The organism is Lysinibacillus parviboronicapiens, from assembly GCF_003049605.2.
In the GTDB taxonomy this organism is placed as follows: Bacteria; Bacillota; Bacilli; order Bacillales_A; family Planococcaceae; genus Lysinibacillus; species Lysinibacillus parviboronicapiens.
The window spans coordinates 574,507-590,064 of sequence record NZ_CP073713.1; the positions used below are offsets into that span (position 1 = coordinate 574,507).

The window sequence follows — 15,558 nt, forward strand, 5'->3', positions numbered from 1 at the left end:
TGAATGAAACTTTACACAAAAACGGGCGATACAGGTAAAACGAGCCTTATAGGTGGACGTGTTGACAAAGATAGCTTACGTGTGGAAACATACGGTGCAATTGATGAATTAAATTCATTTATCGGTAAAGCTGTAAGTGAACTTGATCGTGAATTATTCAAAGATATTTTAGGTGATTTAGAAACGATTCAGCATGAACTTTTTGATGCAGGCGGTGATCTAGCAAATGTCATGAAGGAGCGTCATTATAAACTTGCAGAACAACCGATTGAGGTGTTGGAAACACGTATTGATGCATTGTCGGATGAAGCGCCGCCATTAGAACGCTTTATTTTACCAGGGGGTGCACCAGCAGCTGCCACATTACACATTGCACGTACCGTTGCCCGTCGAGCAGAGCGTCAAATGGTAACGCTGATGAAAGAAATTCCTGATGTACCAACAATTGTGCAAAAATATTTAAATCGCTTATCGGATTATTTATTTGCCGCTGCACGTGTTGTCAATGCACGCTTAAACGTAGCAGATATTGAATATATTCGAAGTGGTAAAGTATTTAAAAAATAGGTAATTTGTGTCAAGCCTCTGAGATTCCACTTCAATCACTAGTCTTTGGCGCCCACTGAAACTGTACTTCCGCCGTTTATTTGGGCAACTATAGAGGAGTGGGGTATTTTGACTAGTCATCGTGTTCGCCATTATAAATAAAGATAAAGAGCCACTTTGAAAATTTCAGGGTGGCTTTTTTCCGTATAAAGTGTAAGAATATAAAATTATCAGAAATATTTTTGATTTGTGTTGACTGAATGCTCACTCATTTATTAGAATATGAATATAGTAACAAAATGTCGTACATTTACGCATGAGCTAGCAAATTTGACACAAAGAGAGAAATTACGACAAGCTAAGGGGGGGACCAACCATGAATCCATTACTAATTGCAAACATTATCTTAACAGTCGTGGTTGTGCTTTACGCACTAGGATTATTTTTCTATCTGTTAAAAACACGCTACAAGTTTGTACAACTGGGGAAAAAGGTTGAGTTTGATGAAAGTGTTCAAGAACGTATACGTTATTTAATGGTCAATGTATTTGGTCAAAATAAGCTATTAAAGGATCCAAAAAGTGGCTTAATTCATGTCATGTTCTTTTATGGCTTCTTGATGGTACAGTTAGGTGCCATTGATTTAATTTGGAAAGGATTAGCACCAAATTCTCATTTACCACTAGGGGTTTTCTATGGTGTATTCACATTCTTCCAAGAGTTAGTAGTGCTAATGATTTTGGTAGCGGTAGTGTGGGCATTTTATCGTCGATACGTTGAAAAGCTGGTGCGTTTAAAACGCGGTTGGAAAAATGGTCTCGTATTAATTTTCATTGGCGGTTTAATGGTATCAACATTATTTGCTAATGGTATGGGCTTGATTTGGCATGGGGAAGGCTTAACTTATACGGAGCCTGTAGCATCAGCAATCGCAGCTATCTTTGGGTTTTTACCAGCATCTGTAGCAGCAGGTATTTTCTATGTAATGTGGTGGGCACATTTATTAATCCTATTAACATTCCTAATTTATGTACCACAATCGAAGCACTTCCATTTAATTGTGAGTCCGATTAATGTGTACATGAATCGTTTAGATCGTACGGGAACATTAACACCAATTGACTTTGAGGCGCTTGAAGAAGCAGGTGAAAATGCAGAAAGTGAAGATGATATTCCTGCGATAGGAGTTGGACGAATTCAGGACTTTACGCAAAAGCAAATGCTCGATTTATATTCTTGTGTAGAATGTGGTCGTTGTACAAATATGTGTCCAGCAACTGGAACTGGAAAGATGTTGTCACCAATGGACTTAATCGTCAAGCTTCGTGATCATTTAACATTTACAGGTGCGGTGGTCACAAAACAAAAACCATGGGTTCCTTATCAGTTCTTCGCCAATACAAAGGGCAATCAGTTGGCGATGGCAGCTGGTGCTGAGGGTGCCACTATTGAGGATATTTATAGTCCGTCGTTAATCGGCGAGGTGATTACCGAAGAAGAGATTTGGGCATGTACGACTTGTCGTAACTGCGAAGACCAGTGTCCAGTCATGAATGAGCATGTCGACAAAATTATTGACTTACGTCGTTATCTAACAATGACAGAAGGAAAAGTAAATCCAGATGCACAGCGCGCGATGACAAACATTGAACGACAAGGTAATCCTTGGGGACTAAACCGTAAAGAAAAAGAAAACTGGCGTGATCTTGATCCAACTATAAATATTCCAACGGTGAAAGAATTGAAAAAATCAGGCGAAGAAATGGAGTATCTATTGTGGGTAGGCTCAATGGGCGCGTTTGATAATCGTTCACAAAAAATCGCATTAGCTTTATGCCGTCTATTAAATGAAGCTGGCGTGAAGTTTGCAATTTTAGGCAATAAAGAGAAAAACTCAGGAGATACACCACGTCGTCTAGGGAATGAGTTTTTATTCCAAGAGCTGGCGACTGCAAATATCGATGAGTTCGAAAAAAATGATGTGAAGAAAATTGTTACAATTGACCCGCATGCATACAATATTTTCAAAAATGAATACCAAGATTTCGGCTGGAAGGGTGAAGTCTATCACCATACAGAGTTATTAAATCAATTGATTGAAGAAAATCGACTAGCTATGAATTACGAAGTTGATGAGACAATCGTCTTTCACGATTCTTGCTACTTAGGTCGTTATAATGATGTGTATGACGCACCGCGTGAAATTCTTCGAGGTATCCCAGGCGTTAAGCTGGTGGAAATGGAACGCAATCGTGAAACAGCAATGTGCTGTGGTGCCGGTGGCGGATTAATGTGGATGGAAGAGCATGTTGGAAATCGTATTAATGTAGCGAGAACTGAGCAAGCTTTGGCTACAAATGCATCCGTGATATCTTCTGGTTGTCCATATTGCTTAACAATGCTTGAGGATGGTACAAAGGCTAAAGAAGTAGAGGATACAATTAGTACATTCGACGTTGCAGAATTATTAGAGCGTTCGGTTTTCGGTGAAAAAGTGAAAGTTGCTGAAGTGGCAACTGAAGAGGGTACTGAAAATGTTAATGAAGATGTGCTAGAAGAAGTGGTGGCTTCTGTGGATACTATGGTAAGTGATGAGAAATAACAACTAAACGATAAAATAATATAGTTATTGTAGAAATATTTTTGTTATCTGAAAAATATAAATTGCACAATAATTAATTGTTTTGTAGAATAAGATTAAATGGAAATGGGAGTTGGTTATGGACTCCCATTTTTCATCGAGAAGAGTCGAGCGAGCGTTCAGTCAACTATGGGGGTTGGGAAAAGAAACAAAATCGATTCCTTCATCGAGAACGTAAAACAAAAGGGGTGTTTTACTTGAATAGAGCGGTAATTTTAGCAGGCGCAAGAACGGCATTTGGAAAATTTGGAGGAGCACTAGCACCTCTCAATGCAAGTGATCTAGGGGCAATAGCCGTTAAAGGGGCACTTGAGAAGGCAAATATTACGCCAAATGAAGTGGATGAAGTGATTTTAGGCACAGTTTTACAAGGTGGTCAGGGACAAATACCATCAAGACAGGCTGCGTTAAAAGCCGGTTTACCGACAGCGGTGAAAACAGAAACGATTAATAAGGTTTGTGCGTCGGGAATGCGTGCAGTAACGTTAGCAGATCAGCTAATTCGTTTAGGGGACGAAGAAGTTATTATCGCTGGCGGTATGGAATCTATGTCAAATGCACCTTACTATTTAATGAATGGACGCACAGGTTTACGCATGGGTGATTCTACAATGATAGATGGTATGTTGTATGACGGTTTAACATGTGCCTTTGATCAGGCAAGACCGCATATGGGGAGTTATGGCAATGCGACAGCGACTACGTTCTCGTTAAGCCGTGAGGAACAGGATGCCTGGTCTGTACGCAGCCATGAACGGGCACTCGGGGCGATTGAAAAAGGCTACTTCGCAGAGGAAATCGTACCTGTGGAAATACCACAGCGTAAAGGGGAACCACTCTCAGTGAGTACCGATGAGGCACCAAGAGTTGGAACATCAATGGAAGCGCTTGCTAAATTAAAGCCAGCCTTTGATAAGGACGGCACAATTACAGCAGGAAATGCACCTGGAGTGAACGATGGCGCCTGTGCACTTGTAGTAATGAGTGAGGAACGTGCAGCACGTGAAGGTAGAAAGCCTCTTGCCATTATCATCGGCCATGAGGCGCTCGCACTTGAGCCAGAAAATTTCCCACAAACACCAGGGCTAGTAATCAATAAATTACTAAAGAAAACTGGGAAAATAATAGCAGATATTGATTTAATCGAAATTAATGAAGCATTCGCAGCAGTAGCTCTTATTAGCAATCAGCTAGCGGAACTAGATGCGGAGAAGGTCAATGTCAACGGCGGCGCAGTTGCGCTAGGTCATCCAATAGGAGCTTCTGGAGCACGCATTATTTTAACACTCGCACATGAATTACAACGCCGAGGCGGCGGAACCGGCATTGCTGCCATTTGCTCTGGGGGAGGGCAAGGCGATGCAATCATGATTGAAGTACCAAAAACAGGGGGACGTGAATGATGGGAATTCAAAAAGTAATGGTCATTGGTGCTGGTCAAATGGGTTCGGGGATTGCACAAGTTTGTGCGCAAGCGGGCTATGAAGTCAAACTTAATGACATGAAGCAAGAGTTTTTTGAGCGTGGATACGGTGTTATTTCTAAAAATTTAACACGTGATGTTGAAAAAGGTCGTAAAACAGAGGATGAAAAAGCGGCAATTCTTGCTCGTATTACGATGTCACTAGATTTACAGGATGCGAGTGATGTAGATATTATTATCGAGGCAGCTGTTGAAAACATGGAAGTGAAGCAATCCATCTTTCAACAATTAGACAAGATTGCACCAGCACAGGTCATTTTAGCAACGAATACATCATCTCTACCGATTACTGAAATAGCAGCAGTAACGAACCGTCCTGAGCAAGTAATCGGTATGCACTTTATGAATCCAGTACCGGTTATGAAGCTTGTCGAAATTATTAGAGGTTTAGCAACGTCAGATGAGGTATACAAAGCCGTTGAAGAAATGACCGTGGAATTGGCGAAAACACCTGTCGAAGTAAATGATTTCCCAGGCTTTATTTCAAATCGAATTTTGTTACCAATGATTAATGAGGCAATTTATGCTTTATATGAAGGGGTTGCATCAAAAGAAGCAATTGATGATGTCATGAAGCTTGGAATGAATCATCCAATGGGACCATTAACATTAGCTGACTTTATTGGTCTGGATACGTGCTTGTCGATCATGGAAATTTTACATGAGGGACTAGGAGATAGTAAATACAGACCGTGTCCATTGCTACGCAAATACGTAGCAGCAGGCTGGCTAGGTAAAAAATCAGGAAGAGGCTTTTACGTTTACGAATAATCCTATGGGGATGGGATGATTCAACACAAATGTAATGCTATGCGACAACATAGAGGGGTGACATTATAGATGCATTTACAATTTACAGATGAACAAATAATGATGCGTGATATGGTGCGAGATTTCGCGCAAGAAAAGATTGCACCGTGGGTAGACCGTATGGAAGCAGGGGAGTTTCCACGAGAGCTACTTGTGCAAATGGGTGAACTTGGTTTAATGGGTATTACAACACCAGAAGAACTAGGTGGATCTGCGATGGATTTTACATCGTACATACTAGCCATAAATGAGTTATCTAAGGTCAGTGCAGTGATGGGCGTTATTTTATCAGTGCATACATCTGTTGGTACAAACCCAATTATTTACTTTGGGGACGATAAGCAGAAGCAACGCTATGTTCCTAAACTTGCTTCAGGGGAATATTTAGGAGCATTTTGTTTAACGGAGCCGAGTGCTGGATCAGATGCAGGTTCACTGCAATCTAAGGCGGTGCTTGATGGTGATGACTATGTTATTAACGGATCAAAGGTGTTCATTACGAACGGTGGTGAAGCAGATGTCTATATCGTTTTTGCCTCTACCAATCCAGCCGACAAGACGCGAGGAATTTCGGCGTTTATTGTCGAAAAGGGAACGCCTGGCTTAGTGATAGGTAAGGATGAGCACAAAATGGGCTTACATGGCTCACGTACAGTGCAACTGACATTTGATAATTGTCGTATACCAGCGACAAATCTTCTAGGCAAAGAAGGAGAAGGCTTTAAAATTGCGATGGCAAATTTAGAGGTTGGTCGTATTGGCATTGCGGCTCAAGCTTTAGGGATTGCTGAGGCAGCACTTGAAGCAGCGACAGCTTATGCAAAAGAACGTGTTCAATTTGGTAAACCAATTTCAGCCCAACAAGGGGTTGGCTTCAAGCTTGCAGACATGGCAACTGCGGTGGAAGCTGCAAAATTGCTTGTCTATCGTGCAGCTGATTTACGCGCCAAGGGCTTACCTTGCGGAGCAGAAGCCTCGATGGCTAAACTTTTTGCTTCTCGTACAGCAGTGCTAACAGCTATTGAAGCTGTGCAAATTTTCGGTGGTTATGGCTACACAGAGGATTATCCAGTAGAGCGATATTTCCGTGATGCCAAAGTGACAGAAATTTATGAAGGTACAAGTGAAATCCAAAAGCTAGTCATTAGTAAACATTTAATTTGATTCAGTAGAAGCTTCATAACTGGAGGAATTGATTTTAGTTCCATTCGCATTCAAAGGTATACGGAATCAAATGACGTAAAAGCGAAATTCATTCATATAAAAGGGGAAATGGACAATGAACTTTCAATTAACAGAAGAGCACGAACAATTACGTGAAATGATTCGCGACTTTGCTATTAACGAAGTAGCACCAACAGCAGCGGAGCGCGACGAAAATGAAGAGTTTGACCGTACAATTTTTGAAAAAATGGCTGAGCTAGGATTAACAGGTATTCCTTGGCCAGAAGAGTATGGTGGTGCAGGCTTTGATTATCTTGCTTATGTAATTGCTGTAGAAGAACTTTCACGTGTATGTGCTTCAACAGGGGTAACATTATCAGCACATACTTCCCTTGCAGGGTGGCCGTTATATAAATTCGGAACGGAAGAACAGAAACAAAAGTATCTTCGTCCAATGGCACAAGGTAAACATATTGGTGCATACGGTTTAACGGAGCCAGGATCGGGCTCAGATGCAGGCGGTATGAAAACGTATGCCAAACGTGACGGCGATGATTATATTTTAAACGGTTCGAAGATTTTCATTACCAACGGGGGTGTAGCAGATACATATATTGTATTTGCTGTAACAGACCCAGAAGCGAAAAACGGCACATCTGCTTTTATTGTTGAAGCAGGCTTTGATGGTTTCTCAGTTGGTAAAAAAGAGAAAAAGCTAGGAATCCGTTCATCACCAACGACTGAAATTATTTTCGACAACTGCCGTGTACCAAAAGAAAACTTACTTGGGGCAGAGGGAGAAGGCTTTAAAATTGCGATGACTACACTAGATGGGGGACGTAACGGTATTGCAGCCCAAGCTGTAGGGATTGCTCAAGGTGCGTTAGATGCAGCTGTAGAATATGGAAAAGAGCGCGTACAATTTGGTAAGCCAATTACTGCAAATCAAGGTGTGTCTTTCAAATTAGCGGATATGGCTACACAAATTGAAGCATCAAGACTTCTTACATACCAAGCCGCTTGGTTAGAGTCTAATAGTCTACCATATGGTAAGGCATCGGCAATGGCGAAATTAATGGCTGGTGACACAGCAATGAGTGTAACGACTGAGGCGGTTCAGGTTTTCGGTGGCTATGGTTATACAAAGGATTATCCAGTAGAGCGATTTATGCGTGATGCCAAAATTACACAAATTTACGAAGGTACGCAGGAGATTCAACGTCTCGTTATCTCGCGTATGTTGACAAAATAATTTATGACAGAAAATAGTAAAAGGCCCCAAGTTCAGTCAACTGTGAAAGATGAAAATCTGATCGCCATTCGTCGAGAACAAATGATTCAAGGTGCTATTAAATTATTTAAAGAAAAAGGTTTTCATCGTGCTACGACGAGAGAAATTGCAAAAGCTGCGGGTTTTAGTATCGGTACATTATATGAGTACATTCGTACAAAAGAAGATGTACTATACCTTGTATGTGACAGTATTTATCATCATGCAATGGAGCGGCTCTCAAGTTTCGAAATCAAGGCAGGTACTATAGACGAGTTAAGAGAAATGATTCGTGAGTATTTCTTGCAAATCGATAGTATGGTCGATGAACTGACAATTATGTATCAAGAAACGAAATCATTGTCTAGAGAAGCACAGCGCTATGTATTCAGTAAGGAATTCGAAATGGTTGCTACTTTTGAGCGACTGTTAAAACGCTGTGTGGAATCAGGAGAAATTTCAATGACTGACAAGCAGATTCATTTGGCTGCGAATAACTTAGTCGTGCAAGGTCAAAGCTGGGCATTCCGTAAGTGGGCGCTTCATCGTCAACATACACTTGACGAGTATATTGATATGCAGACAACATTATTCATTTCGGGCATTAAGGGGTTTTAATAACTTTAAGGGGTAATCGGTAATTGCATAGACGGACTTTGCAATTACCGATTTTTACTTGAGATAGTATGGCGTTTCGCTTATATGTTGTGCCTAAAGAGGTGGGAGCATCTAAACAAAGATTCCTCTGCGCTATATAGCTTTTAAGCGGTCATACACTCAGTAAGAGATTTACTAAGGGGAGAAAGTGGGGATTTCATATGACAAAGGTAGAAGTATATCGTCCAAAAAATCACGTACGTTTTGTAACAGCATCCAGTCTTTTTGATGGACATGATGCTTCAGTCAATATTATGCGACGTATTTTACAATCTAGTGGTGTGGAAGTAATCCATTTGGGACATAACCGCTCTGTTGAGGAAGTCGTGAATGCTGCGATTCAAGAGGATGCGCAGGGCATTGCTGTATCCTCTTATCAAGGTGGCCATATGGAATACTTTAAATATATGTATGATTTACTGCGAGAAAAGGGAGCGCCACATATTAAAATTTATGGTGGCGGTGGTGGTGTTATTTTACCTCGTGAAATTAAAGAGCTACATTCATACGGCATTTCTGGGATTTTCTCGCCAGAAGATGGTCGAGTGCTGGGCTTACAAGGGATGATCAATGAGCAAATTAAAGGCACGGATTTTCCAACGGCGACGGGAGACTATCAACAGAAGCTAGATGCTTTAACAACAGAAACACCAGAATTACTGGCAAATTTAATTACTGCGGCAGAATCCAATGATGATGCAGAAACGAAAGCTATGTTAGTAGAAGCTCGAAAACGTTCGAAAGGTACACCAATTTTGGGGATTACAGGAACGGGTGGTGCAGGGAAATCCTCATTAACGGATGAGCTTATTCGCCGCTTCCTGAAGGAATTCCCAGATAAACGTGTGGCTATTCTTTCAGTCGATCCGACGAAGCAAAAAACAGGAGGGGCTTTACTCGGGGATCGTATTCGTATGAATGCTATTTTCAATAATCGTGTGTATATGCGAAGTCTGGCAACTCGAGGTTCCCGAACAGAACTGACGGCTTCCATTGGAGATGTCTTAGATGTTGTGCGTGTTGCAGGTTATGATTTAATCATCGTAGAAACAAGTGGGATTGGTCAGGGTGACGCGGAAATTACAAAATACACTGATTTATCCATGTATGTCATGACAAGTGAATTCGGGGCACCCACACAGCTTGAAAAGATTGACATGATTGATTTTGCCGATGTTATTGCCATCAATAAATTTGAACGTAAAGGCTCAGAAGATGCGCTACGTCAAGTACAAAAGCAACTACAACGTTCTCGTGAGCTGTGGGAAGAACCGATTGATAGCATGCCTGTATACGGTACGATTGCCAGTCAATTTAATGATAAAGGGACAAATACCTTATTTGCAGCGTTAGTAAATATTATTAATAATAAGACAGGCAGCAATTGGGAAACAAGCTATGAACAATTTGCTAAAACGCAAAAGCAAGATGTTATTATTCCGAATGATCGTCGTTATTACTTACGCGAGATTACTGATACAGTGCGAGGTTATCATAAAAAGGCAGAGCAACAGGTAGCGTTTGCACGTCGGTTATTCCAGCTTGAAGGTGCTATTGCTACCGTTAAGGAAAAAGCGCCAGATGACGCACTAGTCGCATCACTTACTTCTTTAGCGGAAGGTGTCCGTGATGAATTATCAGCGGAATCCAAGCGTATCCTAGAAAATTGGCAGACTTTAAAGGAAGCGTATGCTGGAGACATTCTGGTAACCAAAGTTCGTGATAAAGAAATTCGGACGATTTTAACGACAACAAGTCTTTCGGGTACGAAAATACCAAAGGTTGTCCTGCCAAAGTTCGTTGATTACGGTGAAATTTTACGCTGGGTGTATCGTGAAAATGTACCTGGTGAATTCCCATATACTGCGGGAGTGTTCCAGTTTAAACGTGAAGGTGAAGATCCAAAGCGACAATTTGCTGGTGAGGGTACACCAGAACGTACAAATAAACGCTTCCACTATTTATCAAAAGACGATGATGCAAAACGGTTATCTACGGCCTTTGATTCAGTAACATTATACGGCGAAGACCCCGACTATCGTCCGGATATTTACGGTAAAGTCGGAGAGTCAGGTGTGTCAATTTGTACGTTAGATGATATGAAGAAGCTCTATGCAGGCTTTGACCTTTGTGCGCCATCAACATCTGTATCGATGACAATTAATGGACCTGCACCAATTATTTTGGCGATGTTTATGAATACAGCCATTGATCAGCAGGTGAAACTGCGTGAGGAACAATTAGGTCGTACTTTGACAGTTGAAGAATTCACGGAGACACGTGAAAAAACATTGCAGGTTGTACGTGGGACAGTGCAGGCAGATATTTTAAAAGAAGACCAAGGGCAAAATACTTGTATTTTCTCAACGGAATTTGCACTGCGTATGATGGGTGATATCCAGCAATACTTTATTGATCAAAAAGTGCGCAATTACTACTCAGTATCTATCTCGGGCTATCATATTGCAGAAGCTGGAGCGAATCCAATCTCACAGCTAGCATTTACACTGGCGAATGGCTTTACCTATGTTGAATATTATTTAAGTCGTGGCATGAACATTGATGATTTTGCGCCGAATCTATCATTTTTCTTCTCGAACGGGCTAGATCCAGAATATACAGTGATTGGCCGTGTTGCGCGTCGTATTTGGGCAGTCGTTATGCGTGATAAATACGGTGCGAATGAGCGTGCACAGAAGCTGAAATACCATGTTCAAACATCAGGTCGAAGCTTGCACGCACAGGAGATTGACTTTAATGATATTCGTACAACTTTGCAAGCATTAATGGCACTTCAAGATAACTGTAATTCACTCCATACCAATGCGTATGATGAAGCGATTACAACGCCAACAGAAGAATCGGTGCGTCGTGCAATGGCAATTCAAATGATTATTACGAAGGAACATGGGTTAGCGAAAAATGAAAACCCGTTACAAGGTGCTTTTATTGTTGAAGAGTTAACAGACTTAGTAGAAGAAGCCGTGTTAGAGGAATTTGATCGCATTAATGATCGTGGCGGCGTGTTAGGAGCAATGGAAACACAATATCAACGTGGTAAGATTCAAGAAGAATCTATGCACTATGAAATGCTAAAGCATTCGGGTGAACTACCGATTATTGGCGTAAACACGTATTTAAATCCAAACCCACCAGCAGATGACGCCATTGACAATATGGAAATTGCGCGTGCTTCCACAGAAGAAAAAGAAACACAAATACGTAATCTACAGGACTTCTGGCAGCAGCACGAAGGGGACTCAGAAGCGGCTATTGCTCGTTTACAAGAAGTTGCTGTAAACAACGGTAATATTTTTGAGGAGCTAATGGAAACCGTACAAGTAGCAAGCTTAGGACAAATTACAAAAGCATTATATGAAGTAGGTGGACAGTTCCGTCGCAATATGTAAAAAGTAAACGTGCATAATCGCTTTCTATTTACAAATTATTCTATTTTATGCGGAAAGCTTCTGAAGTTTTAAGTGTCTAGTCTTTCGATTAGGCACTTCTTTTTATTTTCGCTATAATAGAAATCACAAAGGGGGCGCAGTAGAGGATGAAATCAGTTATTCACTACATTATCATTTTAGCTTTAGTGTTAGGAGTCATTTTCCTGTATAATAAGCAAATTGGCGCTATTCCTTTACTCTTATTGTCTGTTTATTTGTTTTACTTTGGGTTTAAAATAATTCGTGATATAAAAAACAGTAATTGAAGCTAGCAAAGAGACTAAAACTTTGTATATAATGGGTATTATGCTTATGGTATGGAAAGTTACTTTTGTGCGGCCTTTTTTAGTTGCGCTCGGAAAAGCAATATCGCCTTGGCGTAATTGCGTCCGGATTTTGAATCGTGCTTAGGCCTGCACGATAAAGTTAGGCTAACATCTTAAATGAATCTGTTCAAAATCTGCTGCTGTCACTACGCTAGCGCTACGTTTTCGCGCACAAAACATCTGTGACATCTGCCAGAGGTTTTATTTTCATTCAGCAAGTGTTTGGAAAAATTACAATTGCATTCATCTCACCACCAATAGAGTTGAATGTTTCTGCTGAATGTAGATAAAGCATCTTTTAATTTTAATACATCCGTATGTGATGAGGGAAAGGACGTGCACGAATTGAATTTTCGTGAAATGACAAAGGAACAATTAGCGGAAGAATCGTTAATTAACTTAGCTTATGCAATTTTAACTGAAAAGCGTGCCTCAGTGTCATTTAATGACCTGCTAACAATTATTAAAGAGCTTACTGGTTTTAGTGATGCTGATATTAAATCACGCTTACTACAATTTTATACTGACATGAATGTAGATGGCCGCTTCTTATACAACCAAGAATCTGGTTGGGGTTTACGAGAATGGTTTAAGGTTGAACAAATTGAAGAAGAAACAGCCCCATCTGTTAAAACTCATAAGAAAAAATCTAAGGCTACTCTAGACGATGATGATGAAGTAGAAGAAGATTTAGATGAAGAAGATATCGACTTTGATGAGGATTATGAAGAATTTGTTGAAGAAGATATTGAAGAAGAAAAAGAAGAAATCGAATTTGAAGATGAAGAAGAAATCGAAGAAATTGAAGAAATCGATGAAGACTTCATTGACGAAGAAGAAGAGGAAGAAGAAGAGGAAGAAGTGTAATTTATTATTTACTCTTTGAATTTTCTTACTTTTGTACAAGTAGTAAAAAATCTTGACTTCTTTCACGGTTCCGTTTAATCTTTTACTTGGGCTCCTTTAAAGAGGAGAAAGACCGTGTATGCAATACGCTCCCCCTGCAAACCTATGCAGGAGGGGCGTTTTTTTGTTTTTACCTTTTTCAGTTATTTCTTTAATGATTATAGGCGATAGATGAATATAAAGGTTGTTAACTATTCATTATGTATAATAATCGGTGACTGAATAAAGCTAAAGTCTTAGGTGAATGTCTTTACCTTAAAGTATCTAATGTACTCTTAAACATTTTAGATGACTGTAGACCTTAGCCGAGTTTGATAAAGGAAAGTCTAAAAAGAGATAGAAACGATTACAGCTTCGAATCGACTACATTTTATGTTATGTAGGAATTCTCGGCTTTTCTTATTTTAAGGTATAAGCAAGTATAAATTCTCTAATCGATGTCAAGGCATTTGCGCTACGTTGGAGGCCGTAAGAAGCCCTCGAACGGAAAGTGAAGTATATTAAGCGGCACATCCTCTCCCTGTACCCTAAGAGGTAGGTATAAAAGGGCGCGAATGCACTTTTCTTATTAGCAATTTCTAGAACAATATAAGGAGGAATTTTTTCATGACTAAGTATATTTTTGTAACAGGCGGGGTTGTGTCTTCGCTTGGTAAAGGGATTGTTGCAGCATCTTTAGGACGTTTACTTAAAAATCGTGGATTAGAAGTAACAATACAAAAGTTTGACCCATATATCAATATTGACCCAGGTACAATGAGTCCTTATCAACACGGTGAGGTATTTGTAACAGATGACGGCGCTGAAGCTGACTTAGACTTAGGCCACTATGAACGTTTCATCGACATAAATTTGGGAAAACATTCAACTGTTACTTCAGGTCGTGTCTATCAATCTGTATTACAAAAAGAGCGTCGTGGTGATTACAATGGTGGAACAGTACAAGTAATTCCTCATATTACGAATGAAATTAAAGACCGCATTCAACGTGCTGGTCGTGAAACAAATGCTGATGTTGTCATTACTGAAGTTGGTGGAACAGTTGGTGATATCGAATCACTCCCATTCCTTGAAGCGATTCGCCAAATGAAAACAAATCTTGGTCATCACAATGTAATGTACGTACACTGTACGCTAATTCCGTACATTAAAGCAGCTGGTGAGTTAAAAACAAAACCAACACAACATTCTGTAAAAGAATTACGTGCTTTAGGTATTCAGCCAAACATCATCGTGGTGCGTACAGAACAAGAAGTACCAGTTGAAATGAAAGAAAAATTAGCATTATTCTGTGACGTGCAACCACATGAGATTATCGAATCTCGTGACGCAGAGCACTTATATGAAGTACCACTTAACTTACATGCACAAGATTTTGACGATATCGTACTAGATCACTTCGGCATTGAAGCACCGGAAGCTGATATGGAAGAATGGCGCGATCTTGTAGATAAGGTGAAAAACTTACCGAACAAACGTAGAGTTGCATTAGTTGGTAAATACGTAGAGCTACAAGATGCATATATTTCTGTTGTAGAAGCATTAAAGCATGCGGGCTATGCTTTCAACTCAGATATCGATATCGACTGGATCAATGCAGAACATGTAGAAGCTGATAATGTAGCGACGCTATTAAAAGAAGCTGATGCTATATTAGTACCTGGTGGCTTCGGTGATCGTGGAGTTGAAGGGAAAATTTTAGCCACGCAATATGCACGTGAAAATAATGTTCCATTTTTAGGGATTTGCTTAGGAATGCAACTGGCAACAGTAGAATTTGCGCGTAACGTACTTGGTTTACAAGGTGCTCACTCTACAGAGCTTGATGCAGCAACTCAGTATCCAATTATTGATTTCTTACCGGATCAAAATGATAATGTAGACATAGGTGGTACATTACGTTTAGGCTTGTATCCATGTAAATTAAAAGATGGCTCTAAGGCAAGCACTGCCTATGGAAAAGAACTTGTGTATGAACGCCACCGTCACCGTTATGAATTTAACAATGAATACCGTGAAGCGATGGAAGCAGCAGGTCTTGTCTTCTCAGGGACAAGCCCAGATGGAAAATTAGTGGAAATTATCGAACTACCAGAGAACAATTTCTTTGTAGCTTGTCAATTCCACCCTGAATTGGTGTCGCGTCCAAACAGACCACAGCCATTATTCCGTGATTTTATTGGTGCAACATTTAAATAAAACGCAGAAGAGGCTGGGACAAAAGAGAAAAAGTGTTAGATTGACTGATGTCGATCTAACACTTTTTTTGCTGTGAACGTTGATGTCCACTACAGCGGACGCTTTTC

At 40.3% G+C, this 15,558-nt stretch carries 10 protein-coding genes; all 10 read left to right on the forward strand.

The genetic code is table 11. From position 1 onward, the window contains the following. Positions 1–3: 3 nt before the first annotated feature. The 10 genes from C9J31_RS02875 to C9J31_RS02920 all read left to right on the forward strand — a co-directional run bounded on the left by C9J31_RS02875 (position 4) and on the right by C9J31_RS02920 (position 15,451). Positions 4–567: a cob(I)yrinic acid a,c-diamide adenosyltransferase gene (locus C9J31_RS02875; RefSeq protein ID WP_107947558.1), complete on the forward strand. Its 564-nt coding sequence runs from the start codon at positions 4–6 to the stop codon at positions 565–567. Positions 568–922: 355 nt separating this feature from the next. After that, the gene (locus C9J31_RS02880; protein ID WP_107947556.1) at positions 923–3,148 is read left to right on the forward strand and encodes a heterodisulfide reductase-related iron-sulfur binding cluster; all 2,226 of its coding nucleotides are present in this window, start codon (positions 923–925) and stop codon (positions 3,146–3,148) included. 236 nt (positions 3,149–3,384) lie between these two features. Further along, the gene (locus C9J31_RS02885) at positions 3,385–4,590 is read left to right on the forward strand and encodes an acetyl-CoA C-acetyltransferase (RefSeq protein WP_107947554.1); all 1,206 of its coding nucleotides are present in this window, start codon (positions 3,385–3,387) and stop codon (positions 4,588–4,590) included. Next, on the forward strand, positions 4,590–5,441 hold the full coding sequence (locus tag C9J31_RS02890) for a 3-hydroxybutyryl-CoA dehydrogenase (protein WP_107947552.1): 852 nt from the start codon (positions 4,590–4,592) through the stop codon (positions 5,439–5,441). Before C9J31_RS02885 ends, C9J31_RS02890 begins: the two co-directional genes overlap by 1 nt. Positions 5,442–5,510: 69 nt before the next feature. Beyond that, positions 5,511–6,644, forward strand: a complete 1,134-nt coding sequence (locus C9J31_RS02895; RefSeq protein ID WP_107947550.1) for an acyl-CoA dehydrogenase — start codon at positions 5,511–5,513, stop codon at positions 6,642–6,644. 115 nt (positions 6,645–6,759) lie between these two features. Continuing rightward, on the forward strand, positions 6,760–7,896 hold the full coding sequence (locus tag C9J31_RS02900; RefSeq protein WP_107947548.1) for an acyl-CoA dehydrogenase: 1,137 nt from the start codon (positions 6,760–6,762) through the stop codon (positions 7,894–7,896). A 3-nt stretch (positions 7,897–7,899) separates the two neighbouring features. Continuing rightward, positions 7,900–8,532, forward strand: coding sequence for a TetR/AcrR family transcriptional regulator (locus C9J31_RS02905; RefSeq protein WP_054767361.1), 633 nt, complete (start codon positions 7,900–7,902; stop codon positions 8,530–8,532). Positions 8,533–8,732: 200 nt separating this feature from the next. Beyond that, positions 8,733–11,981, forward strand: a complete 3,249-nt coding sequence (gene icmF, locus C9J31_RS02910; protein WP_107923681.1) for a fused isobutyryl-CoA mutase/GTPase IcmF — start codon at positions 8,733–8,735, stop codon at positions 11,979–11,981. A gap of 710 nt (positions 11,982–12,691) precedes the next feature. Beyond that, a complete protein-coding gene (rpoE, locus tag C9J31_RS02915; RefSeq protein WP_193766977.1) occupies positions 12,692–13,213 on the forward strand; it encodes a DNA-directed RNA polymerase subunit delta in 522 nt (173 codons plus the stop codon). Between the two features lie 645 nt (positions 13,214–13,858). Then, entirely contained in the window at positions 13,859–15,451 is a 1,593-nt protein-coding gene (locus C9J31_RS02920; protein WP_054767362.1) for a CTP synthase, read from the forward strand. The last annotated feature ends 107 nt before the right edge of the window (positions 15,452–15,558 follow it).

Excerpts from the sequence above, each read along its gene's own strand:
- C9J31_RS02895 (WP_107947550.1), top strand. The coding sequence starts at position 5,511 with ATGCATTTACAATTTACAGATGAACAAATAATGATGCGTGATATGGTG.
- C9J31_RS02875 (WP_107947558.1), top strand. The coding sequence starts at position 4 with ATGAAACTTTACACAAAAACGGGCGATACAGGTAAAACGAGCCTTATA.
- C9J31_RS02905 (WP_054767361.1), top strand. The coding sequence starts at position 7,900 with ATGACAGAAAATAGTAAAAGGCCCCAAGTTCAGTCAACTGTGAAAGAT.
- icmF (WP_107923681.1), top strand. The coding sequence starts at position 8,733 with ATGACAAAGGTAGAAGTATATCGTCCAAAAAATCACGTACGTTTTGTA.
- C9J31_RS02920 (WP_054767362.1), top strand. The coding sequence starts at position 13,859 with ATGACTAAGTATATTTTTGTAACAGGCGGGGTTGTGTCTTCGCTTGGT.
- C9J31_RS02890 (WP_107947552.1), top strand. The coding sequence starts at position 4,590 with ATGGGAATTCAAAAAGTAATGGTCATTGGTGCTGGTCAAATGGGTTCG.
- C9J31_RS02900 (WP_107947548.1), top strand. The coding sequence starts at position 6,760 with ATGAACTTTCAATTAACAGAAGAGCACGAACAATTACGTGAAATGATT.
- C9J31_RS02880 (WP_107947556.1), top strand. The coding sequence starts at position 923 with ATGAATCCATTACTAATTGCAAACATTATCTTAACAGTCGTGGTTGTG.